This is a genomic window from Litorivivens sp., from assembly GCF_041625495.1.
Taxonomy (GTDB): domain Bacteria; phylum Pseudomonadota; class Gammaproteobacteria; order Pseudomonadales; family Spongiibacteraceae; genus Litorivivens.
The window spans coordinates 1-23,076 of sequence record NZ_JBFJTH010000048.1 but is presented as its reverse complement, the minus strand read 5'-3'; the positions used below and the strand labels follow the sequence as shown (position 1 = coordinate 23,076).

The window sequence follows — 23,076 nt, the reverse complement described above, 5'->3', positions numbered from 1 at the left end:
GCACCAGCGTATCGGTTGTCCACAGCGGGGCCAGGGCAAATAACAGCTTCACGTCGCCAGCGCCCAGCGTTGCTGACGCCATCCCTGGAACAGATATGGCTGCCACAATGAGCAGATTGAACATCAGCTCATTGCTGCTTGGATCTCCCACTAGCCAGCGCACGAGGGCACTGGCCAGAAGAACTCCGACAGCCCAGTTGGGAATTCGTCGCTGGGTCCAGTCCTGCCAGGCAATAATCGCGAGAATCGCAGCGGCTATAGCCTGTGACAGGGGGAAAAGAGCGCCTTCCATACTGGCCTCCAGCGTGTGGTTAGCGCGTTAGGCGCAACCACCCAGGCTAGTACAGATATCGGTGAAGAAGGTAGATACACTGCCGCCGATACCGGTTACTGCTACAATAATCAGTGCTCCGATCAAACCGGCAATCAGGCCGTACTCTATTGCGCTGGCGCCTTCTTCGCTGGTGGCAAATCGGGCAAACTTTTCTTTAATGCAACTGTACATATGCGTACTCTCCGTTAGCGGACTTGGTGGGCGGTGCACAAACACTTCCGCCGCGTTTAATTGTCACGCTGTGGTACATAATGAGAAATAAGTAATTACCGAAGGTTTGGTTGTAAAAAACGTATGTCAGGAGCTGAAGATCCCAAAAAGCAGTGTCAGCGTGAGGCGCGAATCGCCGCGATGGACCTGTTAGCCCGACGTGAGCACAGTCGACGTGAGCTGGTCAGCAAGCTTGAGCGCCGCTTTGTGCCGGATGTGGTTGCAGCTACCGTGGACACGCTTGCAGACGAGGGCTTGCAGTCGGATCGGCGCTTTGCCGAAGCGTATTTGCGTCAGCGCAGTGAGCGTGGCTATGGCCAGCTGAGAATACGCCAGGAAATGCGCCAGCGGGGCGTCAGTGATCAATTGATCACAGAGGCCGAAGCCGCCTGTGAGGTTGATTGGTATGCTCTGCTTGAGCGGGTTGCAAAGCGGAAATTTGGCGACGCGGAACCGGCAGATTTAAGCGAAAAAGCAAAACGACAGAGATTCCTGATGTACCGCGGTTTCAGTACTGAGCAGATACGCGATGTGCTGGACTGATTTTGCGAAACGCTGGCCCATTGTGTCTTACTGAATCGTAAGGAAGGCTTGCTGCTGGGCTGGTAGGCTGCACTCATTCACAACACTAAACCTTAAAATAAACCTCAAAGAGAGTTGTCGATGCCCTCGATTTTTGAAGAAGCTTGTGCGTGTGCCCCAGTAGGTATGGAGATATCTGCCATTGCCCGTCGTGATCCGCAGCGGCGCGCCATTCTTTCTGAGCATGGAGAGCGTAGTTTCTACCAGCTTAATTATCGTGCGAATCAGCTAGCGCGATTACTGTTGCAGGCCGGTGTAGAGCGGGGAGACCCGATCGCCTTGTTGTGCGGTAACCGTCCAGAATTTGTCGAAGTCGTGATGGCTGCGCACCGGCTTGGCCTGCGTTTAACTCCGGTTAACTGGCACCTTAAAGCTGATGAGATTGCTTATATTGTTAGCGATTGTGAAGCCAAAGCGCTGTTTGCCGACATCCGGGTCGGCAGCGCTGCGCAACTTGCCGTCGCCGGGAACCAGCAGTTGAAAATCAAGGTGGCGATTGGCGGAGAATTGGTCGGTTTTGAGTCTTGGGACGCTGCCGGCATCGATTTGTCAGGCGATGACATCACCCAGCCCATTCGCGGCTCCGTTATGCAATATACCTCGGGCACGACGGGCAAACCCAAGGGGGTATTGCGAAAACAGGCTGACCCGACAAAAGCGGCCGAAATGCAGCAGCTGATGACAGCAGTATTTCAATTTGCCCCAGATGAGGGAAAAGACTGCAGTCTGGTAACTGGGCCGCTTTATCACGCGGGGCCCTTTAACCTGTGCATGCAAACACCGCTGACAGCCGGTGTCGGAATTGTGATGATGGATAAATGGGACGCGGAAGCAAATCTCGCCTTGATTGAAACTCATCAAGTGACACACTGTTTCTTTGTGCCAACGATGTTCAACAAACTGCTGCAACTGCCCGAGTCAGTCCGGCAAGGTTATGACCTGTCGTCTCTGAAATTTGTGATTCACGGTGCCGCCCCCTGTGCGCGATCTACCAAGCAGGCGATGATGGATTGGTTTGGTCCTATCATCTGGGAGTTGTTTGCCGGTACCGAAGGGCCAGGCACCTTTGTTAGTCCGCAGGAATGGTTAGCCAAGCCAGGCACGGTGGGTAAGCCGGCGCCAGAGCAGATGATAATCCTGGATGATGAAGGCAATCGATTGGCAGCGGGGGAAGAAGGACAGATCTGGGTGCTCAACCCTAAAGACAGCCAATTCGAGTACTACAAAGCGCCGGACAAAACTGCTGCTGCGCAACGCGACGGCTATTATACGGCCGGTGATATCGGTTACCTCGATGAGGACGGGTATCTGTTCTTAACCGGCCGCAGTGCAGAAACCATTATCAGTGGTGGCGTGAATATTTATCCTCAGGAAATTGACGATGTGTTGGTTCGGCATCGAGCTGTTGCAGATGCCGCCTGCGTCGGTGTGCCGCACCCGGAGTGGGGTGAGGAAGTAAAGGCCCTTGTCCAGCTGCAAGCTGGGTATACGGGTACTGATGCACTGTCGGCAGAACTGATAGAGCATTGCGAAGCAGCGCTTGCCCGCCAGAAGGTGCCGCGCTCAGTGGAGTATCTGGAGGCGTTGCCACGCAGTGAGGCCGGGAAGGTCTATCGCAAAGCGTTGCGTGAGCGCTATTGGCAAGACCGGAAAATCTGAGCCCTGGGCTCGCCAGCAGACTAGAATTACATTTCGCGTGGTGGCTCCACACGCAAGGACGCTGGCAGCGTAATTGAGACGGTCAAGCCTGGTTGTGCATTACTGGCAGTGATTCGACCGTTGTGGCTTTCGACAATACGCTTACTGATGGCCAGGTCCAGTCCGTGTCCACCGCTGGCGCGTTGTCGGGACTCGTCGACTCGGAAAAAAGGCAGGAATATTTTGTGCAGCATGTCCTGCGGTACGCCGCTGCCATGGTCACGTAATGTTATTGGCCCTCATTGCCCTGGGCTAGAGATATGGCAACGACGCCAGACGCGAGCACCGGGAGACTCATCGCAATGGGAGTAAGCCGGAATAAGGTTGAGCAGGCAGAGGCCGCTGGGAAGGCAGCCTCTATCGCAAGTCGACGGGCGGTGTCAGATCTTGAATATCTCTGCGCCGCTTTTTTCGTAAAAGCTCTTGTCCTGATCAAATCGATTCTGATTGGTCAACACCGCAACGCTGGCTTTATCTGGCGTTAGGTAGGTGCTGGCCACTCGTTTCAGGTCTTCGATCGTAACCTCGACGAGGCGATGACGATAAGTGTCGCGCATTTCCTTGGTGCGCCCGAACAGCCGGTTCTGGAAATCCCGTTTTGCTTCGCCAGCGGGTGAGCCCGGTTTGTCGAGGCTGCTAATTACCCCCAGTATGGCCTGTTCGAGTTGCTCTGCGGTGTGTTGATTTTCCATCAGCCAGTCGATTGATCGATCAAAGTCGTCCAGGGTGCCGAGCGTGCGCGGGTCGCGGTAGGAATAAAAGCGGAACGCGGCGATGGTGGAATCTTGCGATGCACCACCTCCATAGGCTCCGCCTTGCTCGCGAATGGCGCGATGCAGAAAACCGTTGCGCAGGAAGCCGCCAAGCACAGTGAGTGCGGCAGCATCGGGATGCGTCAGTGGCACCGTGGCATAAGCTTTGGCGCAGAAATTGACATCCGCTGCAGTGACCCAGCATTGCTGCACCGCTGTGTGTTGGCCTGGCAATGTTAGCGGCGACGTACTTCCGTTGGAGCAGTCTTGCCAGATGGTCTGATTGGCCTGCTGGATGCTTTGCTGGACTTCTTCTTCGGCGATAACCAGCAGTTGTTTTTCTGCCGCTTGAAAGTGGCTATGAATCTGTTGGAGTTGATCGGCATAGTCCTTGAGCGCCTGAGGTTCTTGCAGGGCATCGTGACGGCGTTTCAAGGCCTGCAAGCCAGCCAGTCCAGATAACCTGTGGTTTAGGTTGGCCAGCGCACACAGGCCGCTGCTGGCGGCTTGCATCGCATAGGCATGGCCGTTGCCGGTGATGCTGTTTTCGGCATGGGCACGCTGCTGTGCCAGCAGCTCACCGAGGCGATCTAGTTCGTCGAAGCGAGCGCTATCAAATGTATCGCGCATCAGTTGCGATTGCTCAGAGTGGAAGCGCTGTAAGGCTTTGCTGCTCAGTACCGAGTAACCGAGGATGCCCTGGATATCGTGGATGTCCGAGCGGAAGGTGTTAGACGCATTGATTGCGCCACAAACGGCCGCCTGTTGGGCCTGCGTTTGGCGATAATCGAGGTTGCCTATGCCAACTTCGGTCAGCGCAGAGGTGTAGTAGGGTAGCAGTGGCAGCAGGTTGTCGGGTAACTGGGGCACGCGACTGACCAGTTGCTGATAAACAAGCCCGTTGGTACCTCGGTTGTAGCGTGTGGTAGGCAATTGCGCGGTCGTTGTAGATTCGAAAGGAATGTCATCCGGTGCATCGGCGATATCGTCGAGCCCTACCTTGGGTAGAATGGATTCGTCTTCGACCGATTGTTGGCGCTCATTCAGCGCGGCGGCCTGATCAATAATCGCCTGCCGGGCGTCGGCATCGAGGGAGTCTTTTATCGCAGCCAGGCGCGCTTTTTCTTCCGCCAGACGCTGATCTCCCAGGTTGGTGTCTGGTGCCATATGCAGCGTAACCCGGTGCGGATTATCCAATAAAAAACGACGCGTCAACGTTTTGATGTAATCCGGGTCTTTGATTTTTTTACGCACAGCAGCGATAGCGGGTTCCATATCGAGCAGGGCGATGGGGTCACCCCGATGAGTGGCACTGCTCAGCGCGGTCAGTAGCAGCTGTAGGCCATAGGGATAGCTGTCGCCTGAAATTTCCCGTTGCTGCAGTTCAAGCTGGTTAAGCATGGCTTCGAGTTGTTCAAAAGGTACGCCGTCGCGCGCAACTGCCTCCAGTGTTGACTCCACCAGATGCTCTACGGCACTGACGGCATCTTCACGGCAACCTTCTAGTCCGCATACGAAGACCAGCTCTTTCATGGAATCTTCTAGCCCGCACAGAGGCGATGGCGAATTGCCGAGTTTGCTGGTTTCCAGCGCATGCAGTAACGGCGAGGCGCTATTGTCCAGCAAGACATTGTTCAGTAGCTGGGCTTCAAATACAGATTCTAGATCGGTAGAGGCGCCGAGTAGCCAGCCAATCACCACATGGTGTTTGTTGTCAGCTTCAGAAGCGTCGTTCTCAGGTGTGTAAGGGTAGCTTTCGCGTACGCGCTGCGGTGCGCTGTAGCGCTGCTCGTCGGGTACGCTGATTTCGCGATCCAGTGGTGTAAATTCGTTAAGTGCAAGCGACTCAAAATTGGCTTGGTGTTCCGCTGCGGGAATGTCGCCAAAGGTCATAAAAATAGCGTTGCTTGGGTGATAATGGGTGCGATAAAAGTCTCGCAGTTGATCATAGGTCAGGTCGGGTATATTTTCAGGCTCACCACCGCTGTTGTGATGGTATGTGACGGTAGGAAATAGATGCTTGCACACAGCCTGCCACAACTGGCTGGGCACAGAGCTCATGGCGCCTTTCATCTCGTTGTAGACAACACCTTTGAACACCAGGTTACTGTCAGGGTTGTTGCTCTCTTCAAACTCCAGGCGGTGGCCCTCCTGGGCAAAATCGAGAGGATCAAGGCGTGAGAAAAATACCGCATCCAAGTAGACCTCAAGGAGGTTCTGAAAGTCTTTGCGATTTTGGCTGGCAAAGGGATAGGCGGTCCAATCGGAGCTGGTCAACGCGTTCATGAAGGTGTTGAGTGAGCGCCGGATCATCATGAAAAACGGGTCGCGTACCGGAAAGCGGCGGCTGCCACACAGTGCTGTGTGTTCAAGTATATGCGCTACGCCGGTTGAATCTTCCGGTACCGTGCGCAGGGCCACCATAAAGACATTTTCCGGGTTGTCTGCCGCAAGATGGTAGTGCATGGCGCCGGTAACTTTGTGCCGATATTCCTCAATGCTGAGATTGAGCGCAGCAATGGCATGGGTTCGTTGCAGGGTGAAGGCGGGGTGGGCAGCGGCAGCCTGTGGCATTAAGGTCAGATCTCCTGAAATGGTATCGTAGTGCGACGTGGCACAGCTTATAAGAAATTAGTGTGGCTGGCTAACACTGACGGGGCTTGGCGCGGGGGTTCGGGTGTGGTCCGACAGCATCAGTTTGACGCGATAAATTCTTGGCCAGTGTTTGCCGGTAATCAGCCAGGTGTCGTCACTTGAGTCGTAGGCAATACCGTTCATCACATCAACGCCTTTTCGGCGCAGGGAAGGAGGGTAAAGTGACGTAAGATCAATGGTTTTGACTACCTCGCCACTGGGCTCATCGATTACCAGAATGTGATTGGTCTGCCAGCGGTTGGCGAGAATCATACCTTGGTGCCATTCCAGTTCGTTGAGGTGGTGAACCGGTTTTCCCGCCTGACGGACCCTCAATGTGCGCTCCGGCTCAAAGGTGTCGGGATTCAGAAAGCGCAAGGTGTCACTGCCGTCACTCATGATGAGGTGGGTGCCGTTGTCGGTGAGCCCCCAGCCTTCGCCGGTGTAGTGGAATCTCTTTCGGTATTCGAGCGTGTAGGGGTCAAATACCAGCGCTTCGCCCTTTTTCCAAGTGAGTAGGTAGAGCGCTTTATTCAGTATTGTGACGCCCTCGGCAAAATAGTCGGCGGGCAAAGCCAGTTGTCGGTGGCCGCCTCGCAAATCGCCGTAAATCAGAAAAGAGCGCCCATACAGACCACTGCTTTCGTAGAGCATTTTTTCGTGAATCAGCAGGCCCTGGGTAAAGCCTCCACTATAGTGTGGGTATGAGTCGATCAGCGTATAGTCATTGGCGGCGGCTGTGTTGCCGTTGAGCGTCAGAACTATCCAGCAGAAAAGGACCAAAGATGCGCGGCTTATCAGCGCCAGCGCCTGGCGATGTTGAAGACTCGGGAATGTCATTGAGGTTGGGGGCAATGGCGGGCTCACCATCGTAACTATTTCATATATGGTACGTCATCAAGCCACCCGAGGCGAGGCGTTAGGTGAAGCGCCGCACATTGCGACGATGAAATGCACTGCGATAGTGCGTGCCTGTAAATATTCCCTTGAGTGAAACAGTCTGATCATTTGCTATAGCGCCTGACTCAAACAACTCATCACGGGGACAGGGACATGCCAACAAATTTTGCAGACTGGGTAGTCGCGCAGATGGGTGGGCTGGGTGTGGTTGAGCAGCGTCCACTGTTCGGAGGTGTCGGCTTGTTTCGCGAAAGCGAGATGTTTGCGCTCGTTGTCCAGGAGCGGCTCTATTTTCGCGCCGACAAGGAAACACGGTTTCTTTTTGAGCATCGAGGGCTACCGCGCTATGTTTACAAGCAAGGCGGAGTTTCCTTTTCACTAGATTATTTTCAGGCACCGGCAGAAGTGTTTTTAAGCCAGGCGGAAATGCTGGTCTGGTCAGAGCGTGCGCTGCGCTCTGCGTATCGGAGCCATTCTTCTCTCGTGGCTTGATGCGGGCAGCTCGCTGCAAGCAGGTTTGGGAATTTTTCTGAACATAGTGTTGGCCGGTTAACAGTTTGGGTGAGACAGGTTTCCTTGAGCATGCGATGCACTTGCGATTCCATAGAGCCATAGCTACATGCATTAAGAGGGGGAATTTAATGCTGCAAGGCTTTGATGATCGTGGGTTTACTGAACGCGTTCTCGAGTGGATACCCGGCGCTGACCGTGTTCAATTGCGATTGATGTTTGGTGGTGTCGGGCTGTTTGAACACAATGCCATGTTCGCCATTTCTGTTAACAACCAGTTGTACCTAAAAGCGGATTCGGAAACACGGACAGAGTTTGAACAGCGTGGGCTCGAACCGTTTCATTACGATCGAGCAGATCACAGCTTAACGCTCGATTTCTATCAGGCTCCGCCTGAGGTCTTTGTCCGAGCCAACACCATGGCGCAGTGGGTTAATCGGGCGCGAACGTCCGCGTTCAGAGCCAAGGCCAGCAACGCCGCCTGAATCAGGTTGTCAGTTCGTCGACGCGGGCCTCGTCCGCAAGCCTTTGGCGCTCTTTTGAACTAAACAGGCAGATCACGTCTTCCAGGATCAGGTAGCTTGCGGGTACCAGGATCAGGTTGACAACCGACGCAATCAGTACCCCGAAGGCCAGCGAAATAGCCAGCGGTACAAACATTTCGGTTGAGATGTTGTGGTTGGCAATGAGCGGGATCAGGCCTACAAAGGTCGTCAGGCTGGTGAGAATAATCGGTCGGAAACGGACGACACCGGCTTCGGTGGCGGCGCTAACCACGTCCATGCCTTCCTTGCGGCGCTGGTTAATATAATCGACCAGTACCAGACCCGAGTTCACGACAACCCCCGCCATGGCAACAATACCGAGTACGGACCAGATGATTAGTTGGTGGCCAAGCAAGTAGTGGCCAACCAGAGATCCGATGACTCCAAAAGGGATAACACCCATAATAACAAAGGGTTGGAAGTAGGATTTCAGCGGTATGGCTAACAGGCTATACATCACAAACAGCGCGATAATAATATTTCTGCCAAGCCCGGCCATGGAGCTGGCACGCTCTTCTGCCTCACCGGCAAGAGCAAATTCGATGCCGGAAAACTCGCGGCTGATGTTGGGTAGTACATTGTCGGTGGCATGTTTAATGATGGCTTCAGGTGTGGATACACTGCGATCGACGTTCGCCTGGACCGAAACAACCTGTTTCCCGTCGACCCTTTGGATCGTGGAGTAGCCACGCCCGGTCGAAACATCGGCAACACTGTTAAAGGGCACTTCCGCACCAGAGCTGGTGCGAATCATCATGGTTTCAACATCCCCCAGTGAACGGCGTTCGTTTTCAGGAAAGCGCACCATTACCCGAACGTCGTCCGGGCCGCGCTGAATTCGCTGAACTTCAAGTCCGTAAAACGCCTCTCTGACCTGATTGGCCAGTGTGGCAGTGGTCAGGCCAAGTGTGCGTGCTTCGGGTTTCAGTGCCAGTTGAATTTCCAGTTTGCCTGGGCGAAAGGTGTCGGTGATATCGAATACCCCGGGAAGTTCTGCAAGGGCGCTTTTGAGTCTGGCCGCGCCCTGCTGAAGCTCGTCGGCTGATTCTCCTCTCAATTGGATATCCAGCGCTTTACCAACGGAAAATGCCGATGCGGTGAAGGTAAGTTCCAGCGCGCCAGGTATTGTGCCGGTCAATTCGCGCCAGCGGGCAATGATGGCGTGTGGGTCAAGTCCGTAGTCGTCCGGGTTCAGTATTTCCAGAGCAACTTCGGAAAAGTGCCCGCCGACGGCGCTGTCATTGCCGATCGAGCCTTTGACCAGTGGAGAGCCAATCGAGGAGAGGATATGTTTGACTCGGCTTGGCTCATCCGGCGCCAGGTTGGCGTCGAGCTCCCGTTGCAGTTGCAACGCAGCATGCTCAATCTGCTGCACCCGCCGCAGCATGGTGCCTTTGTCGGTGCCCGCGGGCATAGTCAGGGTAACGTAAAGCCTTTCGCCGACAATATTAGGGAAGAACTGCATGACCAACCGGCCACTGGCCATCAGGCCTGAGACTGCGATTACGGCGGCAATACCAAAGGCCAGCACCAGATAGCGCCACTGCAGGCTCCAGACCAGCAACGGCTTATAGACATTGTCGGCAAAGGCCTGTAATTGCCTGGGTAGCCAGGACTCGCGGTTTTTGTTTTTGCTGTTGGTCAGGATGCGGTGGGAAAGGTGCACCGGGAGAATCAGCTGTGATTCAATGATGCTGAATATCAAAGCCGCGATCACCACCATGCCCATGACAGCAAACCATTCACCAATGGTGGCGGGTATGTAGAGGAAGGGAATAAAGGCGACAATGCTGGTGAGTACGCCAAAAATAACGGGGATTGAAACTTCCTGGGTGCCGGCGATCGCTGCTTCTTTGGGGCCCAGGCCTTTCAACTGGTGGGCGTAGATGCGTTCTGCCACGACCACGGCATCGTCGACCAAGATGCCCAATACCAGAATAAAGGCTAGCACCGACATGGTTGAAATGGCGATATTCTCGAGTGGGAAAACCACCATGCTGCCCGCCAGCGCAACCGGGATGCCAACCGCAACCCAGAAGGCGAGGTTGGGCTTGAGAAACAGGGCGAGAATCAGAACCACCAATAATAGCCCGGAGGTAGCATTGGTGCGCAGCAGGTCCAGGCGATCCACCAGATCTTGAGACTCATCCTTCCAGATCGTCATGGCGATCCCTTCCGGCAAGTCAGCTTCAGCCTGCTTAAGGTACTCCTTAACGTTTTCGGCAAGGTTTATCACATCCTCCTTGCCAATGCGTTTGACCTGAATCATCACTGCCGGTTGGCCATCAAAGCGCACCCGCAGATCTTGGTCTTTGAACCCATCTACCACTTCGGCGATGTCGCCAAGCTTGATCACGCTGCCATCGTCGCGGGTCAGGATGATGATTTCTTCGTAATCTCGGCTGTTGTAAGCCTGGGCTTTGGTGCGCAGAAGCACCTCTCCGCTTTCTGTTTTGACCGTGCCGCCGGGCAGATCCAGCGAGCTGGCGCGAATGGCGTTGGCGATACGCTCCAGGGTAAGGCCATAGCGGCGCAGCGTGTGTTCAGAAACTTCAATGGATAGTTCATAGGGCCGTACATAGGTGACCTGCGCTTGCGACACCCCGGGCAAATCAACCATATCGTCGCGAATTTTATAGGCCAGTTCCTTGAGGCTTCGCTCATCGGCGTTACCTGAAATGACGACGTGTAATACGTGGGTGAGAATATCTTCTTCTTTGACCTGAGGCTCTTCGGCGTCTGCCGGAAATGAGTCGATACCGTCAACACGACTTTTTATATCGTCGACCACCTTGCCCTTGTCGATGCCGGTTTCAAGTTCCACTCGGGTCACGCAAGCACCTTCCTGCGCGGTTGTCAGAACCTTTTTAACGTTGGGGGTGCCTTCAATGGCTTCTTCAACGCGTATGCAAACCGATTCCTCAATCTCGGCGGGCGAGGCGCCTAGGTAGGGCACCGTGACCCGTACCATGTCGGTGGCTAAGTTGGGGAATTCCTCGCGATAGGTTGTCATCAGGGTCAGGCCGCCAACAATCAGCAAAACCCACATCAGCAAATTAGCAGCTACCGGGTTGTGGACAAACCAGCGTATGAGGGTATGCACGTCCTAGACTTCCTTGTAGGGGTTTGTGTTGACCCGCATGCCCTCAACGGCAATGCTCAATGGTGATACACACACGGTTTCGCCGTCGTTAAGTCCGCTCTGTATCAGCACCTCTTCGCCCTGTATGCGCAGAATGTTGACGTTGCGAAACTGCAGGCGAGATTCGTCATCCACTACCAGCACACGGTGATTGTCGCGCAGAGCACTGCGCGGCAGGGTAACCACGTTGTCGAATACCTTGCCCTGTATAGAGGCTTTAACAAACATCCCGACGAGCAACGGAGCGTGGCCTGGCTGTACGCGGTTTTCGACGGTAACCACGCCGTAAACCAGTCGGGTGGCTGCATCTATCTCGCCTTCGGTGCGTTGTAGCTGACCCTCCCAAAAATATTCCCGGTCGCCCACATTGCCAGCGATAGTAACCGGCACTGTGCCATCCGGGGGCAAGACGCCCTGGGTGCCCGGCGGGATATCGAGATAGACAAATAGTTCTATACCGATAGGGAGGTGTACCTCATAGAAATCGGTTGCGTAGAGCGTAGCGATGTTCTCGCCGCGACTGAGGTACTGCCCAAAGTCAACGGACTCCTTGCGAACCCGGCCGGCAAACGGGGCAGTGATAACCGTGCGGGCGAGATTGGCCTGGGCTTGTTCACGTTGAATCTTGGCTTCGTTCAGTGTTGCCTCGGCCAGTCGAAAACTGCGGCGCGCTTGGTCGCGCTGGGTTTCACTGGCGAGTTTGCGATTATATAGGGAGTTGGTGCGCTCCCATTCGCGGCGCGCATGGTCATGTTCAACTTCAGCCCTGACCAGCGCGGTTTTGGAAGAGGCGAGGGCGGAGCGATAGTCAGTGTCGTCGATAACCAGCAGGCGCTCGCCCTGGTCGAACATGCCGCCATTGACCAGTTGCGGTGATATCCAGACCACTTTGCCGGATACTTCTGGCTTTAGGGCCGTTTCACTGCGCGGTCGCACGGTGCCTTGGGAATAAACCTCTACCTCCGTAGGCTGCGGTTTGACATGCACCACTTCGACGGTTGGGTAGTGAGGTTCTATCGGCTTTCTATGGAGTTGCGGTGGGTTGCTCACCTGATATTGGAATACAGCGTAGCCGGCTGCAAGGACAATCAGTGGCAGTAGTGCCTTGGGTAGCTGTTTGATGGTTGGCATGGCTTTTCTGACGTTGCGCGCCACGTAAGCAGATGATACGCCGCGATTTTTTGGAAGCCGCAACTATACGCATTTGCGGCGTTTCACGCCATTAAGGTGATGTAATCAGGTCAGGGGCGTTTAAGGTCGATTTCAACACTGAGCTGGTCGCTGATATCTTCCAACGCATCCTCAAGGGCATCTAATGCTACATGTTCCGGCACCTGAATCTCTGCACTGGCTTCAAATAGGGGATCGCCAGTCATGGGTGCAGAGGTAATCTCGGTGTGCATATCCACCACATTGATTTGCTGTAAGGCCAATGCCCGGGACACCTCTCTGACGATACCTGGGCGATCATTGCCAACTATATGGAGAAACAACCCCGAATCTGTGGCACTATCCGTGTCGCTTGCCTGACAGACTATCGTGAGGCCGTGGGAATCGAGCGCGGTCAGCGCCCCGCAGAGGGCATCCTGCTGCTCGGGGGCGACCGCAACGCGCACCACCCCGGCAAACTGGCCCGACAATTGGCTCATTCGGCTTTCCAGCCAGTTGCCACCATAGTCTGCGACCGTTGTCGAAAGTTTTTCAACGAGGCCGGGCTGGTCGCGGCCGATGAAGGTAAAGACGACGGACTGACCCACAATTAGCTCCGTAACTTGATTTTATCTGGCAGTATAGTAGGTTTAGCAATTGATATGTAAGCTCTTTTGTGACCTGTCACCGAGAAGCGACCATGCGAGTGATAGTAGACTTCTGCATTATCCCTCTGGGAACCGGAGATGATTTGTCTCTGTCTCCCTATATAGCCGAATGTCAGCGAATCCTTGCCGATGCAAATCTCGACTATTCGCTGCACGCCTACGGCACCAACATCGAGGGTGAATGGGAAGCGGTAATGGCTGCGGTCAAGCAATGCCATATGCGTGTTCACGAAATGGGCGCGCCCCGTATTAGCAGTACATTGAAGATTGGGACCCGCATTGACCGGGGTCAGTCGATGAGAGACAAAATCAGTAGTGTCGAGAAGTTGTTACGTGAATAGCACAGCGCAATACCAAAATAATAAAGCTGTTATCCAGATAAGTATCATTGTCGCCTTGGTGGTCGGCCTGGTCGCGTGTATTCAGCCAGCCAATCCCCAGTGGTCTGACATGAAACAGGCCGAGCATCGCAGCCATGCTAATCGCATGCGCGATGAATACCGGCACCCCGTCGAGACGTTAGCGTTCTTCGAGGTTGAGCCGTGTCAGACCGTTGTTGAAATCTGGCCGGGTGCGGGCTGGTACACGGAGGTTCTCGCTCCGGTATTGCGCACGTGCGGTACCCTGCACGCGGCGCATTTTTCGCCTGCAAGTGATGTCCCTTATTTCCGCAAGTCGCTGGAGAACTACAAGCAGAAGCTGGCCGACCAGCCGCGTGTTTACGACGCAGTGGTGTTGTCAGTACTACAGCCACCGACATTTACCCGGATGATCTCGCCGGGTACCGCAGACCGGGTGCTGACTTTCCGCAATGTACACAACTGGCTTAAGTCGGGTACTGCAGAAGCCGTCTTTGCATCGTCCTTTGAAGCCTTGAAGCCTGGCGGCATTTTTGGTGTTGTTGAACATCGTGCTAAGCCAGGCACCAGCCTTGAGAGGATGATCGAAAGTGGTTACGTCACTGAGGCCACGGTGATTGAGTTGGCTGAAAACGCGGGTTTTCAACTGGTGGCACGATCCGAAATCAATGCTAATCCGCTAGACGATACAAACCACCCTAAAGGCGTGTGGACCTTGCCGCCGACGCTACGGTTAGGTGAAGAAGACAAAATGAAATATCTCGCCATTGGCGAAAGCGATAGGATGACGCTGAAGTTTCAGAAGCCGATAAATGATTGATTCTTCAGAGATGGTTGAAATACCGTGGCAGAAACTGAGCCCAGATGCGTTTCAGGGTTTGCTGGAAGAGTTGGTGACCCGTGACGGTACCGACTACGGTGCGGAAGAGCTCAGTACCGGCGAGAAGGTGGAGAACCTGCGTCGGCTGCTGGAGCAAAAACGTGCGGTAATTGCTTTCTCGCCGGAATCGGAAAGTTGGTCCGTTATTCCTAAAGATTGAAAACCGGCTTGCGACGGCCCTTAACCACAGTTTGATCACTCCCTATGTCTGATTGCGATTCCACGCTGGATACGTCCGGTCTTTTCTGTCCTGAGCCGGTGATGATGCTGCACAGCAAAATACGTGATATGGCGGCCGGCGAAACGGTTGAAATATTGGCAACAGACCCGGCTACTACCCGCGATATCCCAAAGTTTTGCAGCTTTCTCGGTCACGAGTTGTTTTATCAGGCCGAAAGCGGTGACCAGTACATCTACCGCGTACGTAAAGGCGCAGACTAGTCAGGGCGCGTTGGTTACTCGAGCAGTCTCTCCACGGCACGTACTGCAATCGGGTCGCCGGCTTTAATCTGGTTGGCGATGTGGTACTGAAAAAAGTAGCGAAAGCCCGGCTGGGTCTGGGCTGCGTAGAGGCAGCGGTCACCCGGTAAAATCGGTGTGCTGGTTTGCTTTTTCGGGTCGGCGAGCATGGCCTGGAACTCGCCGCTAGCCAATAATTGCCAGGTGCGTACTTCAAACAGTGCCAAATGCTGTCCGACAATGCATGCGGCGTGGCTACCTATGGTATCTGTGAGCTCCTGCAGTGCCGCGCCAGAAGTGGGTTGTTTGTGTTGGTAGAGTTGCTGCGCTGTTTGTAGCTCGGCGACTTTGGGCGGTGGCGGTTCAGAGAAAATCGCTTCCGATGCGGGGTCGTAGTAGCCTTCAAAGCAACCGGTATTCGGATCGGTTAAATCCCGGCATCGAGCGACTCCGCTTAGCCAGGGGAGGAGGGCAACAACTTCGCCATCGGCTTGAATGCCCCAGCACAAGATCTTGCCGGCAAACAGTTTTTCCCGCGAAAGCGCATGGTGTGAATAAAGGATGCACAGCCCGTCATGCTCCGGGACAATGCGTGTGATTCGCTGTAGCTCCCTGTCTTTTTTCATGTCGGGGAACTGAATCACATTGGCCGAGGGTGTTGCTGCTTCACGTGGGGCCATGGTGCCTCCCTGTTTCACAGTAATGCCTTTCAGCGACACTTTCAGTATACCTATTTCCCCCGGCGCGCAAAGCATTTTGTTAAAATGCGCTGGTCTATGAGCGGCGGTTGACTGATATGCCCGATTTTTACTTTGCTTACGGTTCAAACATGAATCCGGCGCGGATGCGCGCGCGGGGTCTGGAGTTTGCCCATTATGAGCCTGCCATCCTCAGCGGATTTGAGCTCTGTTTCAATAAGCGGGCACACAACAAGCATGGCGTTGCCTACGCCAATATTCGCACAGCACCAGGGCGGTCCGTTGAAGGGGTGCTCTATACACTCGACGCCCAGATTCATGTGATGGACCCCTTTGAAGGAACGCCAGTGCGGTACAGTCGAGAGTTGTTCCCCACTGTGACCGCCGGTGGCGTCGCGTGGGCCTGGGTTTACGTGGCAAACCGGGCATTTGTAGAAGACGCGTTGAGCGTTGAAGAGAACTACCTGAATCATTTGCTCAGCGCCGGTGAGTTACTGAGTGAATCCTATCGTGCGTGGCTATCCAAGCTGGCTCCGATACTGCCTAGTGACGGTATAGCGGACGGCGACACCGGGTTGCGGCTTAATGTTTGATGGCACCCCCGCCCCCGTCGAGGAGAGGCAGCAGCTACAGGCCATTGTTGCGGTGTTTAACGGCGAATTTGCGTCTATGGATACCGTGCTGTGTCCCGGCGCAGAAGAGCCCTATTACCAACCGGCGCAACATGGCGAACCTGCAAAAATATTCAGTCGCGAGAATTTTCCGGCAAGTGCGCTGCATGAAGTTGCGCATTGGTGTATCGCCGGGGAGGCTCGCCGGAAATTGCCGGATTTCGGATATTGGTATGCTGCTGATGGTCGAAATGCTGCGCAGCAGCGGGCATTTCAGCAGGTCGAAGTCAAGCCGCAGGCGATCGAATGGGCTTTCAGCAGGGCGATTGGAATACCTTTCCGGGTAAGTATAGATAACCTTAACGGCGAGGCAGTTGATCCTTTTGGCTTTGAGCTGGCTGTTTGGCAGCAGGCCTGCCGGTACTATCAATGCGGCTTGCCGCCGCGCGCAGCCCAGTTTTGTCGCGCCTTGGAGCAATTTTTTGGTCGCTCATCACCGGCGCCAGAACTGATGCGTTTGCGTGGGGAGCTGGGGTGAGTCGTCTGTATTGCATCGATGCATCCATCTATATTTTTCGCGCTTACTTTTCAATGCCGGATCGATGGTATAACGACGCCGGGTACCCACTTAATGCGGTTTATGGTTACGCGCGGTTTCTGGTTAACTTTATCCGTGAAACCCGGCCTAGTTACCTGATGGCCGCTTATGATGAGAGTCTGGGGAGCGGTTATCGGCACACACTTTATCCCGACTACAAGAGCAACCGAGTGCTGCCGGATGAATCCCTGGCATTTCAGTTGGCGGCCTGTCGAGAACTGGGCGAACGGCTGGGTATACGAAGCTATGCCGGTGCGCGTTTTGAAGCGGATGACTATATCGCCTCTGGTGCGCGCATCGCGGCTGCTGCTGGGTTACCTGTCACAGTGGTCAGTCGCGATAAAGACTTGGTGCAGGCAGTGCGTGGCGAGCACGATGAGTGGTGGGACTACGCAGCGGGGACGCGGCTTTCCAAAGCCGAGTGGGAGGCGTCACAGCAGCTCAGGGTGGAGCAGATAGCCGACTGGTTGGCCTTGATGGGTGATTCTATTGATGCCATTCCCGGGGTTCCTGGTATTGGTAAAAAGACGGCGATAGCGCTTCTGTCGCGGTTCGAATCACTCGACGGCATCTACGCCCAGCTAGACAATATTCACGACAGTGGCATACGGGGTGCGGCGCGTATCCGGCAGGCGTTGCTAGAGCATCGCGAGCAAGTGTATCTGGCGCGCAAACTCACGGTTTTACATGACAGGGCAATCAAGGCTCGAAGTGCGAAACCGTTTTCTTTTTCCCAGCGAGGCGAAAGGTTGCAAGACTACCTGCTGGAAATCGGCTGCGGTGCCGCCTGGAGTCGCAAATTACTGGCCGATCTGGAGCGCGCATGAGCCGTATTCTGGTTGATGAGAATATTCTGGGGGCCGAAAGCCTGCTTGCCCCGCTGGGGGAGGTGGTGCGGTTTCGTGGGCGAAGCCTGCGTCGCACTGATCTCGATGGCGCGCAGGCGCTGTTGGTACGCTCAGTGACCAAGGTCAACGCGGACCTATTGGCCGGTACTGATGTGCGTTTCGTTGGCTCTGCCACGATCGGTACCGACCATCTGGATATTCCCTGGTTGGAATCCGCTGGTATTGCCTGGAGTAACGCTCCAGGAAGCAACGCGCCGTCTGTAGTGGATTACTGCTTAAGTGCCTTTTGTGTGATGCCCGCAGTGTTGGAAGGTTTACTCCGCGGTGAACGTGTGGGGATTATTGGCTATGGCAACGTGGGTTCACGTCTGCATAGGCGGTTGGAAGGTCTCGGGATTTCGTGTATCGCTTACGACCCGTTCCTCACGCCGCAGCAGTGCCCGATTAAGGCACCCCTCGATACGGTTTTAGCCTGCCCGGTGGTGAGTGTGCATACTCCGCTAACACTGGACGGGCCGTTTCCAACCTCGCGGATGCTGACGGCTGATCAGATATGTCAGATGGCACCAAAGGCCGTGCTGCTCAACGCCGGGCGAGGCGAGGTACTGGCCAATGCTACGCTCAAGGCAGTGCGAGCGCAGCGATCGGATATTCGGCTGGCTCTCGATGTATGGGAAGGTGAGCCTGCGATTGACTCTGCGCTGTTGAGTGAAGCTGAACTGGCAACGCCGCACATTGCGGGTTACAGCCAGGATGGAAAGTGGCAGGGATTACTGCATATAGGTCGGGCACTTGCCGCCCAGTTGGGGTGCGCATTGACTGAGCCAGAAGACAATAGTGTGTTGGCTGTTGCGCCGAGCGTTGATGTGTCTGGGGTGACGGATAAGGCCGACCTGATTCGGCGTGTCACCTTGGCAGCTTATGACGTGCGGCGTGACCATGAGGCTTTGACAGCTGGGCTGCGTAACATTGAGGACTTGGCGAAGACTTTTGATCAGCTGCGTCGCGAGTATCCGGCGCGGCGGGAGGTCGCCAGCGTCCGGACTACGGGTGAAGAGTGGTTACCGCCCGCGTTACGAGTAACCCTTGCGGCGATGCGCAAGCTCTAGACTCTTGTTGAGATCCTGGTACTCGCGGCTTTCTTCAAGCTGCTGGCACGCGTCCTGTATCATGTCGCGGGTAATGGGGATTTCACGGCCGTTTTCGTCGAGTACGGCTCCCTGAAAATAGTCTTTCGTAGAGGCTGCGTTTTTCGGCACAATTCGTTTTTGCGTTGCTGTCATGCGTTGCGTCCACCTTTTCAAACTGAACTGAATGCTGTGCTTTCTGATTCAGTATAGGTTCAGATTATTACAAGTTTTCGGATTTGAGTATGTCAATTGTTACCTTGACAGAACATGAGGGTTTTTACTTAGGGTGGCTGGGTTGAGTAAGTCGTTGTTTCGTTTAGGGTTGATTGTTAATCCGTGGGCGGGTATCGGTGGTCCGGCGGGGTTGAAAGGCAGCGATGGCAATGCTGCAGAAATGGCCAGATCGACTGGCGCTGCACAGCGCGCGCCTCAGCGCATGGCGCGCGCGTTAGCGGCACTGAGCGAAGAAAGGGTAAAAATAACCACTCTGGGTTTTGCTGGCGACATGGGCGAGGGTGTCGCGGCTAACTGGTCGTTTGAGGTGCTCGGCAGTGCTGCAACCGAGCCTAGTACAGCGCACGATACGGTGCGTGCCGCACGGGCTTTATGCGATGCCGGTTGTGACCTCATTCTTTTTGCGGGTGGTGATGGCACCGCGCGCGATATCTATCGTGCGGTCGGTGATGCAGTGCCGGTGCTGGGTGTGCCAGCGGGTGTGAAAATGCACTCGGGGGTATATGCGGTGTCACCCGAGAGTGCGGCGGAAATTGTTGCCGCGATGGTGCGCGGTGACTGGGTTGATGTGTCCTGTGAAGAAGTGCGTGATATCGATGAGGACGCGTTTCGCAGTGGTCGGGTGAGCACCCGTTATTACGGCGAACTGCTGGTGCCCCGCGTAGGCCAGTATCTCCAGGCGACCAAGGTTTCCGGTCGTGAGGTGGAAGAATTGGTGGTAGCCGATATTGCCGCGGAGGTCGTTGAGCAATTAGATGATCAAACCCTTTATGTTGTGGGGCCGGGCTCTACAACGGCGGGCATTATGGTTGAGCTGGGCCTCGATAACACCTTGCTGGGCGTGGATGTGGTGCAAAGCGGTAAGTTAACTGCCAGCGACGTGAGTGCAGAGCAATTGGAGCAATTGTGTGATCAGCACCCTGGCGACGTGGTTATCATCGTGACTGCGATTGGCCGTCAGGGGCATATTCTCGGGCGCGGTAATCAGCAAATTTCGCCCTCGGTGGTACGCCGCGCCGGACCACAGAATCTCTGGGTGGTAGCCACCAAGAGCAAGTTAAGTGAACTGGAGGGGCGGCCACTGCTGGTGGACAGCAATGATCGCGATCTGGATCTTTCACTCGAAGGTTTTATTCGTGTGATAACTGGCTATCAGGATTCCGTTCTCTACCGGGTGAGCGCCAGTGGAGTCTGAGTTTAAACCGGTTTTAGACGCCCTATCCGACGCGCTAGAGTGCGATGATGGCCAAGCTCGGCGGGTATTTCACGGCCGAGGGGGCTGTTACCCGGGGTTGGAGTGGCTCACCCTCGACGATTTTGGCGAGGGGCTCTGGCTGGTGTTGTTTCGCGAACCCCCACCGGCGCTGGAGCAGGTTCTGGTTGCTGGCGTAACAGCGCTGGCCGGCGAACGCCGGCAATTTGCCCTGATGCAGCGACGTTACCGGCGCCCGACCGAGGTTGAGGTTCTGTGGGGGCAGGTTCCGGACGCCGTCTGCGCCCAGGAAGGGGAATTGCGATTCAAGCTGCAGTTAGAAGGGCGTCAGAATACCGGATATTTCATGGATGCCAGTCCGGGCAGGGTGTGGTTGGCCGATCGTTGCGCAGGCAAGCGGGTACTCAACCTTTTTGCCTACACTTGTGCGTTTTCAGTGGCGGCGAGGCAGGCGGGCGCCACGACGGTGGTAAATGTCGATATGGCTAAAGCTGCATTGCGCACGGGGCGTGACAATCACCGTATTAATGGACACTCGATGGACGGTGTTGAATTTCTTGGGTATGACATATTCCGGTCCTGGAAGCGTATTCGAAGCTTGGGTCCCTATGACTGCCTGATTGTCGATCCGCCGTCATTTCAAAAAGGGAGTTTCGATGCCAGAAAAGACTACGTTCGCTTATTGCGGAAAGTGCCGGAGCTAATTTCGGATCAGGCGGAGTTGCTGTTTTGCCTGAATGCGCCCTATCTCGACGAAAACTTTCTACAGGAAATGATCGCCGATGCGCTGCCCGACGTTGAAATTGTTGGTTTTCTACCGCCTCGAGCGGATTTTCCAGAGCAAATGCCGGCCTTGAAAATGTTGCACTGCCGTTTTACAGGTCAACGCTGAGCCTGGGGGGCACCCGGGGCCGCTGCGGCCCGCGGGTGTCAGGGTCCGGCTTTAGCGGCGTTTCGACAGGAATCGTGCAAATCGTTCAAGGGCAGTGCGCAGATCATCAACCCGGGGCAGGGTGACGATGCGCAGGTGATCCGTGTTGGGCCAGTTGAAGGCAGTCCCCTGTACAACCAGGATCTTTTCCTCGCGCAGAAAATCCAATACCAGCTGCTCGTCGTCTTCGATGTTGTAAACGGCAGGGTCTAGCCGCGGGAACATGTAAAGCGCACCTTTGGGTCGGGTGCAACTTACTCCCGGGATGTCGTTGAGCATCTCGTAGGCCAGATCACGCTGTTCTTTCAAACGACCACCTGGCAGGATCAGCTCTTTGATGCTCTGGTAGCCACCCAGCGCGGTCTGGATGGCCTGTTGTGCCGGCACATTGGCGCAAAGCCGCATGGAGGTGAGAATATTGAGGCCTTCTATGTAGTCATCGGCGCGATATTTGGCGCCGCTGATTACCATCCAGCCACTGCGGAAACCGGCCAGCCGGTAGGTTTTCGACAGGCCGTTAAACGTGATGCACAGGACATCGGTCGCCAGTCGGGCGAGCGGAATGTGCACGGCTTCATCGTATAGAATCTTGTCGTAGATTTCGTCGGCAAACAAAACCAGGCTGAACTCCCGGGCTATCGCCACCAGCTGCGTCAGAATCTCCTCGGAATAGACTGCACCGGTGGGGTTGTTTGGGTTGATGACAACCAGTGCGCGTGTATTTGGTGTTATCTTGCTGCGTATATCGGCTATATCGGGCTGCCACTCGTCTTCTTCGTCGCACAAGTAATGAATAGGTGTGCCGCCGGCCAGTGACACGGAAGCAGTCCACAGTGGATAGTCTGGTGCGGGAATCAGCACCTCGTCGCCGTTGTTGAGTAGTGCCGACGTCGCCATCTGGATTAGCTCGCTTACACCGTTGCCAAGATAAATGTCGTCCATCTCGACGCCGGGTATACCCAGACGTTGGGTTTCATGCATTACGGCTTTGCGCGCCGAAAACAAGCCCTTGGAATCGCTGTATCCCTGACTCTCAGGCAACTGGCGGATAACGTCCTGTATGATTTCTTCAGGGGCATCAAAGCCCCATGGCGCCGGATTGCCAATGTTGAGCTTAAGGATTCGGTGGCCTTCTTCCTCCAGTATCTGGGCCTGGCGCAGCACGGGGCCGCGGATGTCGTAGCAGACGTCAGCCAGTTTCTGGGATTTTACGTAGGACTTCATGATTTCGGCCTAAGGGTTCGTTGTCAGCGGAAAAGCCGCCTATTATAGTCTTCAAAATACGGTGTAGTGAGGGGTTTACCATGGTTGATATCAAAAAAAGTGATGCCGATTGGCGTAAAGAGGCTGATCTCAGTGAAGAGGAGTTTCAAATTTGCCGTCAGAAGGGCACAGAGCGAGCTTTTAGCGGCCGTTACTGGGATGAAAAAACACAGGGTACCTACCGTTGCCGGTGCTGCGGCGAGGCACTGTTTGATTCCGAGACCAAATATGATTCTGGTTCTGGATGGCCCAGCTTTTATCAGCCGCTGTCGCAAGAAGGTATTGCCGAGCATCGCGATACCACTCACGCGATGGTGCGCACCGAGGTCACCTGTGCCCGTTGTGGGTCTCATTTGGGCCATGTTTTTCCGGACGGGCCGAAGCCAACGGGTTTGCGCTACTGCATTAACTCTGCATCGTTAACACTCGAAGAGCGGTGATTTGCTGGGAAAATAGCCATTCTGGCTATCCAGTGACCAAGCCAATGAAAAAGATAAATTTTTTTAGCATAAGTTCTTGACGCTTTTTCGTAAGCTGGTAATATGCGCGCCACTTCGGTTGATAAGCAACTGCTTGCGACTTGAGTGATGCGGCGTCCCCTTCGTCTAGTGGCCTAGGACACTGCCCTTTCACGGCAGTAACAGGGGTTCGAGTCCCCTAGGGGACGCCATTATTTTTGGCGGGAATAGCTCAGTTGGTAGAGCGCAACCTTGCCAAGGTTGAGGTCG

Annotated in this window: 26 protein-coding genes and 1 tRNA gene; 16 read left to right on the top strand and 11 right to left on the bottom strand. The window is 54.9% G+C overall.

Features of this window, described 5'->3' with window-relative positions:
- Together ABYP39_RS07815 and ABYP39_RS07810 are read right to left on the bottom strand one after the other, a co-directional pair.
- Positions 1–292: prepilin peptidase (locus ABYP39_RS07815; protein WP_372781908.1), on the bottom strand; the 292-nt coding region annotated here is incomplete at its 3' end.
- A gap of 27 nt (positions 293–319) precedes the next feature.
- Positions 320–505 (bottom strand): Flp family type IVb pilin, encoded by a 186-nt coding sequence (locus tag ABYP39_RS07810; RefSeq protein WP_372781906.1) that lies wholly within the window; start codon positions 503–505, stop codon positions 320–322.
- Between the two features lie 123 nt (positions 506–628).
- Between ABYP39_RS07810 and ABYP39_RS07805 the strand changes: the two genes are divergently transcribed.
- Positions 629–1,087: a regulatory protein RecX gene (locus ABYP39_RS07805; RefSeq protein ID WP_372749945.1), complete on the top strand. Its 459-nt coding sequence runs from the start codon at positions 629–631 to the stop codon at positions 1,085–1,087.
- 120 nt (positions 1,088–1,207) lie between these two features.
- Positions 1,208–2,785: an AMP-binding protein gene (locus ABYP39_RS07800; RefSeq protein ID WP_372765019.1), complete on the top strand. Its 1,578-nt coding sequence runs from the start codon at positions 1,208–1,210 to the stop codon at positions 2,783–2,785.
- Between the two features lie 26 nt (positions 2,786–2,811).
- Here ABYP39_RS07800 and ABYP39_RS07795 read toward each other — a convergent pair whose 3' ends face one another.
- From ABYP39_RS07795 to ABYP39_RS07785, 3 genes are all read right to left on the bottom strand, one after another.
- Entirely contained in the window at positions 2,812–3,057 is a 246-nt protein-coding gene (locus ABYP39_RS07795) for an ATP-binding protein (protein ID WP_372781910.1), read from the bottom strand.
- A 147-nt stretch (positions 3,058–3,204) separates the two neighbouring features.
- The gene (locus ABYP39_RS07790) at positions 3,205–6,150 is read right to left on the bottom strand and encodes an insulinase family protein (protein WP_372781904.1); all 2,946 of its coding nucleotides are present in this window, start codon (positions 6,148–6,150) and stop codon (positions 3,205–3,207) included.
- Positions 6,151–6,207: 57 nt separating this feature from the next.
- Complete coding sequence (locus tag ABYP39_RS07785) at positions 6,208–7,050, bottom strand: glutaminyl-peptide cyclotransferase (protein ID WP_372747914.1); 843 nt, start codon at positions 7,048–7,050, stop codon at positions 6,208–6,210.
- Between the two features lie 213 nt (positions 7,051–7,263).
- On the opposite strand from ABYP39_RS07785, the gene ABYP39_RS07780 reads away from it, so the two are divergent.
- Together ABYP39_RS07780 and ABYP39_RS07775 are read left to right on the top strand one after the other, a co-directional pair.
- Positions 7,264–7,602 carry a TfoX/Sxy family protein gene (locus ABYP39_RS07780; RefSeq protein ID WP_372747915.1) on the top strand — a complete coding sequence of 113 codons (339 nt, stop codon included), beginning with the start codon at positions 7,264–7,266 and terminating at the stop codon, positions 7,600–7,602.
- A gap of 149 nt (positions 7,603–7,751) precedes the next feature.
- Positions 7,752–8,105: a TfoX/Sxy family protein gene (locus tag ABYP39_RS07775; RefSeq protein ID WP_372747916.1), complete on the top strand. Its 354-nt coding sequence runs from the start codon at positions 7,752–7,754 to the stop codon at positions 8,103–8,105.
- Between the two features lies 1 nt (position 8,106).
- Here ABYP39_RS07775 and ABYP39_RS07770 read toward each other — a convergent pair whose 3' ends face one another.
- From ABYP39_RS07770 to ABYP39_RS07760, 3 genes are all read right to left on the bottom strand, one after another.
- Entirely contained in the window at positions 8,107–11,268 is a 3,162-nt protein-coding gene (locus ABYP39_RS07770; RefSeq protein WP_372747917.1) for an efflux RND transporter permease subunit, read from the bottom strand.
- A gap of 3 nt (positions 11,269–11,271) precedes the next feature.
- Entirely contained in the window at positions 11,272–12,438 is a 1,167-nt protein-coding gene (locus tag ABYP39_RS07765) for an efflux RND transporter periplasmic adaptor subunit (protein ID WP_372781902.1), read from the bottom strand.
- 110 nt (positions 12,439–12,548) lie between these two features.
- Positions 12,549–13,064, bottom strand: coding sequence for a glycine cleavage system protein R (locus tag ABYP39_RS07760; protein WP_372747919.1), 516 nt, complete (start codon positions 13,062–13,064; stop codon positions 12,549–12,551).
- A gap of 92 nt (positions 13,065–13,156) precedes the next feature.
- On the opposite strand from ABYP39_RS07760, the gene ABYP39_RS07755 reads away from it, so the two are divergent.
- From ABYP39_RS07755 to tusA, 4 genes are read left to right on the top strand one after another with little or no spacing between them, the layout of a single operon-like run.
- Positions 13,157–13,465, top strand: a complete 309-nt coding sequence (locus tag ABYP39_RS07755) for an MTH1187 family thiamine-binding protein (RefSeq protein ID WP_372781900.1) — start codon at positions 13,157–13,159, stop codon at positions 13,463–13,465.
- A complete protein-coding gene (locus tag ABYP39_RS07750) occupies positions 13,458–14,303 on the top strand; it encodes a class I SAM-dependent methyltransferase (RefSeq protein ID WP_372747921.1) in 846 nt (281 codons plus the stop codon). Before ABYP39_RS07755 ends, ABYP39_RS07750 begins: the two co-directional genes overlap by 8 nt.
- Entirely contained in the window at positions 14,296–14,523 is a 228-nt protein-coding gene (locus tag ABYP39_RS07745; protein WP_372747922.1) for a YheU family protein, read from the top strand. Before ABYP39_RS07750 ends, ABYP39_RS07745 begins: the two co-directional genes overlap by 8 nt.
- Before the next feature lie 44 nt (positions 14,524–14,567).
- A complete protein-coding gene (tusA, locus tag ABYP39_RS07740; protein WP_372747923.1) occupies positions 14,568–14,804 on the top strand; it encodes a sulfurtransferase TusA in 237 nt (78 codons plus the stop codon).
- A 14-nt stretch (positions 14,805–14,818) separates the two neighbouring features.
- Here the strand turns inward: tusA and ABYP39_RS07735 are convergent, their stop codons facing one another.
- On the bottom strand, positions 14,819–15,502 hold the full coding sequence (locus tag ABYP39_RS07735) for a hypothetical protein (protein WP_372781898.1): 684 nt from the start codon (positions 15,500–15,502) through the stop codon (positions 14,819–14,821).
- Positions 15,503–15,618: 116 nt separating this feature from the next.
- Here ABYP39_RS07735 and ABYP39_RS07730 point away from each other — a divergent pair, with 116 nt between their 5' ends.
- From ABYP39_RS07730 to ABYP39_RS07715, 4 genes are read left to right on the top strand one after another with little or no spacing between them, the layout of a single operon-like run.
- Positions 15,619–16,113, top strand: a complete 495-nt coding sequence (locus tag ABYP39_RS07730) for a gamma-glutamylcyclotransferase family protein (protein WP_372781896.1) — start codon at positions 15,619–15,621, stop codon at positions 16,111–16,113.
- Positions 16,106–16,669, top strand: coding sequence for an elongation factor P hydroxylase (locus ABYP39_RS07725; RefSeq protein ID WP_372781894.1), 564 nt, complete (start codon positions 16,106–16,108; stop codon positions 16,667–16,669). The genes ABYP39_RS07730 and ABYP39_RS07725 overlap by 8 nt, the downstream gene beginning before the upstream one ends.
- Positions 16,666–17,556, top strand: a complete 891-nt coding sequence (locus tag ABYP39_RS07720) for a 5'-3' exonuclease H3TH domain-containing protein (protein WP_372749587.1) — start codon at positions 16,666–16,668, stop codon at positions 17,554–17,556. Before ABYP39_RS07725 ends, ABYP39_RS07720 begins: the two co-directional genes overlap by 4 nt.
- Entirely contained in the window at positions 17,553–18,686 is a 1,134-nt protein-coding gene (locus ABYP39_RS07715; RefSeq protein ID WP_372749586.1) for a 4-phosphoerythronate dehydrogenase, read from the top strand. The genes ABYP39_RS07720 and ABYP39_RS07715 overlap by 4 nt, the downstream gene beginning before the upstream one ends.
- On the opposite strand, the gene ABYP39_RS07710 is transcribed toward ABYP39_RS07715, so the two are convergent.
- Positions 18,651–18,860, bottom strand: a complete 210-nt coding sequence (locus ABYP39_RS07710) for a PA1571 family protein (RefSeq protein ID WP_372749585.1) — start codon at positions 18,858–18,860, stop codon at positions 18,651–18,653. The two genes, ABYP39_RS07715 and ABYP39_RS07710, sit on opposite strands and share 36 nt — an antisense overlap.
- 142 nt (positions 18,861–19,002) lie before the next feature.
- Between ABYP39_RS07710 and ABYP39_RS07705 the strand changes: the two genes are divergently transcribed.
- Both ABYP39_RS07705 and ABYP39_RS07700 read left to right on the top strand, forming a co-directional pair.
- The gene (locus ABYP39_RS07705) at positions 19,003–20,136 is read left to right on the top strand and encodes an ATP-NAD kinase family protein (protein WP_372758166.1); all 1,134 of its coding nucleotides are present in this window, start codon (positions 19,003–19,005) and stop codon (positions 20,134–20,136) included.
- Complete coding sequence (locus ABYP39_RS07700; RefSeq protein ID WP_372781892.1) at positions 20,126–21,046, top strand: class I SAM-dependent methyltransferase; 921 nt, start codon at positions 20,126–20,128, stop codon at positions 21,044–21,046. The genes ABYP39_RS07705 and ABYP39_RS07700 overlap by 11 nt, the downstream gene beginning before the upstream one ends.
- Before the next feature lie 51 nt (positions 21,047–21,097).
- On the opposite strand, the gene ABYP39_RS07695 is transcribed toward ABYP39_RS07700, so the two are convergent.
- Positions 21,098–22,309 (bottom strand): pyridoxal phosphate-dependent aminotransferase, encoded by a 1,212-nt coding sequence (locus ABYP39_RS07695; RefSeq protein ID WP_372749919.1) that lies wholly within the window; start codon positions 22,307–22,309, stop codon positions 21,098–21,100.
- Positions 22,310–22,389: 80 nt separating this feature from the next.
- Here ABYP39_RS07695 and msrB point away from each other — a divergent pair, with 80 nt between their 5' ends.
- Positions 22,390–22,788 (top strand): peptide-methionine (R)-S-oxide reductase MsrB, encoded by a 399-nt coding sequence (gene msrB / locus ABYP39_RS07690; RefSeq protein WP_372749920.1) that lies wholly within the window; start codon positions 22,390–22,392, stop codon positions 22,786–22,788.
- A 154-nt stretch (positions 22,789–22,942) separates the two neighbouring features.
- Positions 22,943–23,018: transfer RNA gene (locus ABYP39_RS07685), tRNA-Glu, on the top strand.
- Positions 23,019–23,076 lie beyond the last annotated feature (58 nt).

Excerpts from the sequence above, each read along its gene's own strand:
- ABYP39_RS07775 (WP_372747916.1), top strand. The coding sequence starts at position 7,752 with ATGCTGCAAGGCTTTGATGATCGTGGGTTTACTGAACGCGTTCTCGAG.
- ABYP39_RS07695 (WP_372749919.1), bottom strand. The coding sequence starts at position 22,309 with ATGAAGTCCTACGTAAAATCCCAGAAACTGGCTGACGTCTGCTACGAC.
- tusA (WP_372747923.1), top strand. The coding sequence starts at position 14,568 with ATGTCTGATTGCGATTCCACGCTGGATACGTCCGGTCTTTTCTGTCCT.
- ABYP39_RS07800 (WP_372765019.1), top strand. The coding sequence starts at position 1,208 with ATGCCCTCGATTTTTGAAGAAGCTTGTGCGTGTGCCCCAGTAGGTATG.
- ABYP39_RS07715 (WP_372749586.1), top strand. The coding sequence starts at position 17,553 with ATGAGCCGTATTCTGGTTGATGAGAATATTCTGGGGGCCGAAAGCCTG.
- ABYP39_RS07725 (WP_372781894.1), top strand. The coding sequence starts at position 16,106 with ATGTTTGATGGCACCCCCGCCCCCGTCGAGGAGAGGCAGCAGCTACAG.
- ABYP39_RS07790 (WP_372781904.1), bottom strand. The coding sequence starts at position 6,150 with ATGCCACAGGCTGCCGCTGCCCACCCCGCCTTCACCCTGCAACGAACC.
- ABYP39_RS07785 (WP_372747914.1), bottom strand. The coding sequence starts at position 7,050 with ATGACATTCCCGAGTCTTCAACATCGCCAGGCGCTGGCGCTGATAAGC.
- ABYP39_RS07805 (WP_372749945.1), top strand. The coding sequence starts at position 629 with ATGTCAGGAGCTGAAGATCCCAAAAAGCAGTGTCAGCGTGAGGCGCGA.
- ABYP39_RS07765 (WP_372781902.1), bottom strand. The coding sequence starts at position 12,438 with ATGCCAACCATCAAACAGCTACCCAAGGCACTACTGCCACTGATTGTC.
- ABYP39_RS07810 (WP_372781906.1), bottom strand. The coding sequence starts at position 505 with ATGTACAGTTGCATTAAAGAAAAGTTTGCCCGATTTGCCACCAGCGAA.
- ABYP39_RS07710 (WP_372749585.1), bottom strand. The coding sequence starts at position 18,860 with ATGACAGCAACGCAAAAACGAATTGTGCCGAAAAACGCAGCCTCTACG.
- ABYP39_RS07730 (WP_372781896.1), top strand. The coding sequence starts at position 15,619 with ATGCCCGATTTTTACTTTGCTTACGGTTCAAACATGAATCCGGCGCGG.
- ABYP39_RS07755 (WP_372781900.1), top strand. The coding sequence starts at position 13,157 with ATGCGAGTGATAGTAGACTTCTGCATTATCCCTCTGGGAACCGGAGAT.
- ABYP39_RS07780 (WP_372747915.1), top strand. The coding sequence starts at position 7,264 with ATGCCAACAAATTTTGCAGACTGGGTAGTCGCGCAGATGGGTGGGCTG.
- ABYP39_RS07735 (WP_372781898.1), bottom strand. The coding sequence starts at position 15,502 with ATGGCCCCACGTGAAGCAGCAACACCCTCGGCCAATGTGATTCAGTTC.
- ABYP39_RS07745 (WP_372747922.1), top strand. The coding sequence starts at position 14,296 with ATGATTGATTCTTCAGAGATGGTTGAAATACCGTGGCAGAAACTGAGC.
- msrB (WP_372749920.1), top strand. The coding sequence starts at position 22,390 with ATGGTTGATATCAAAAAAAGTGATGCCGATTGGCGTAAAGAGGCTGAT.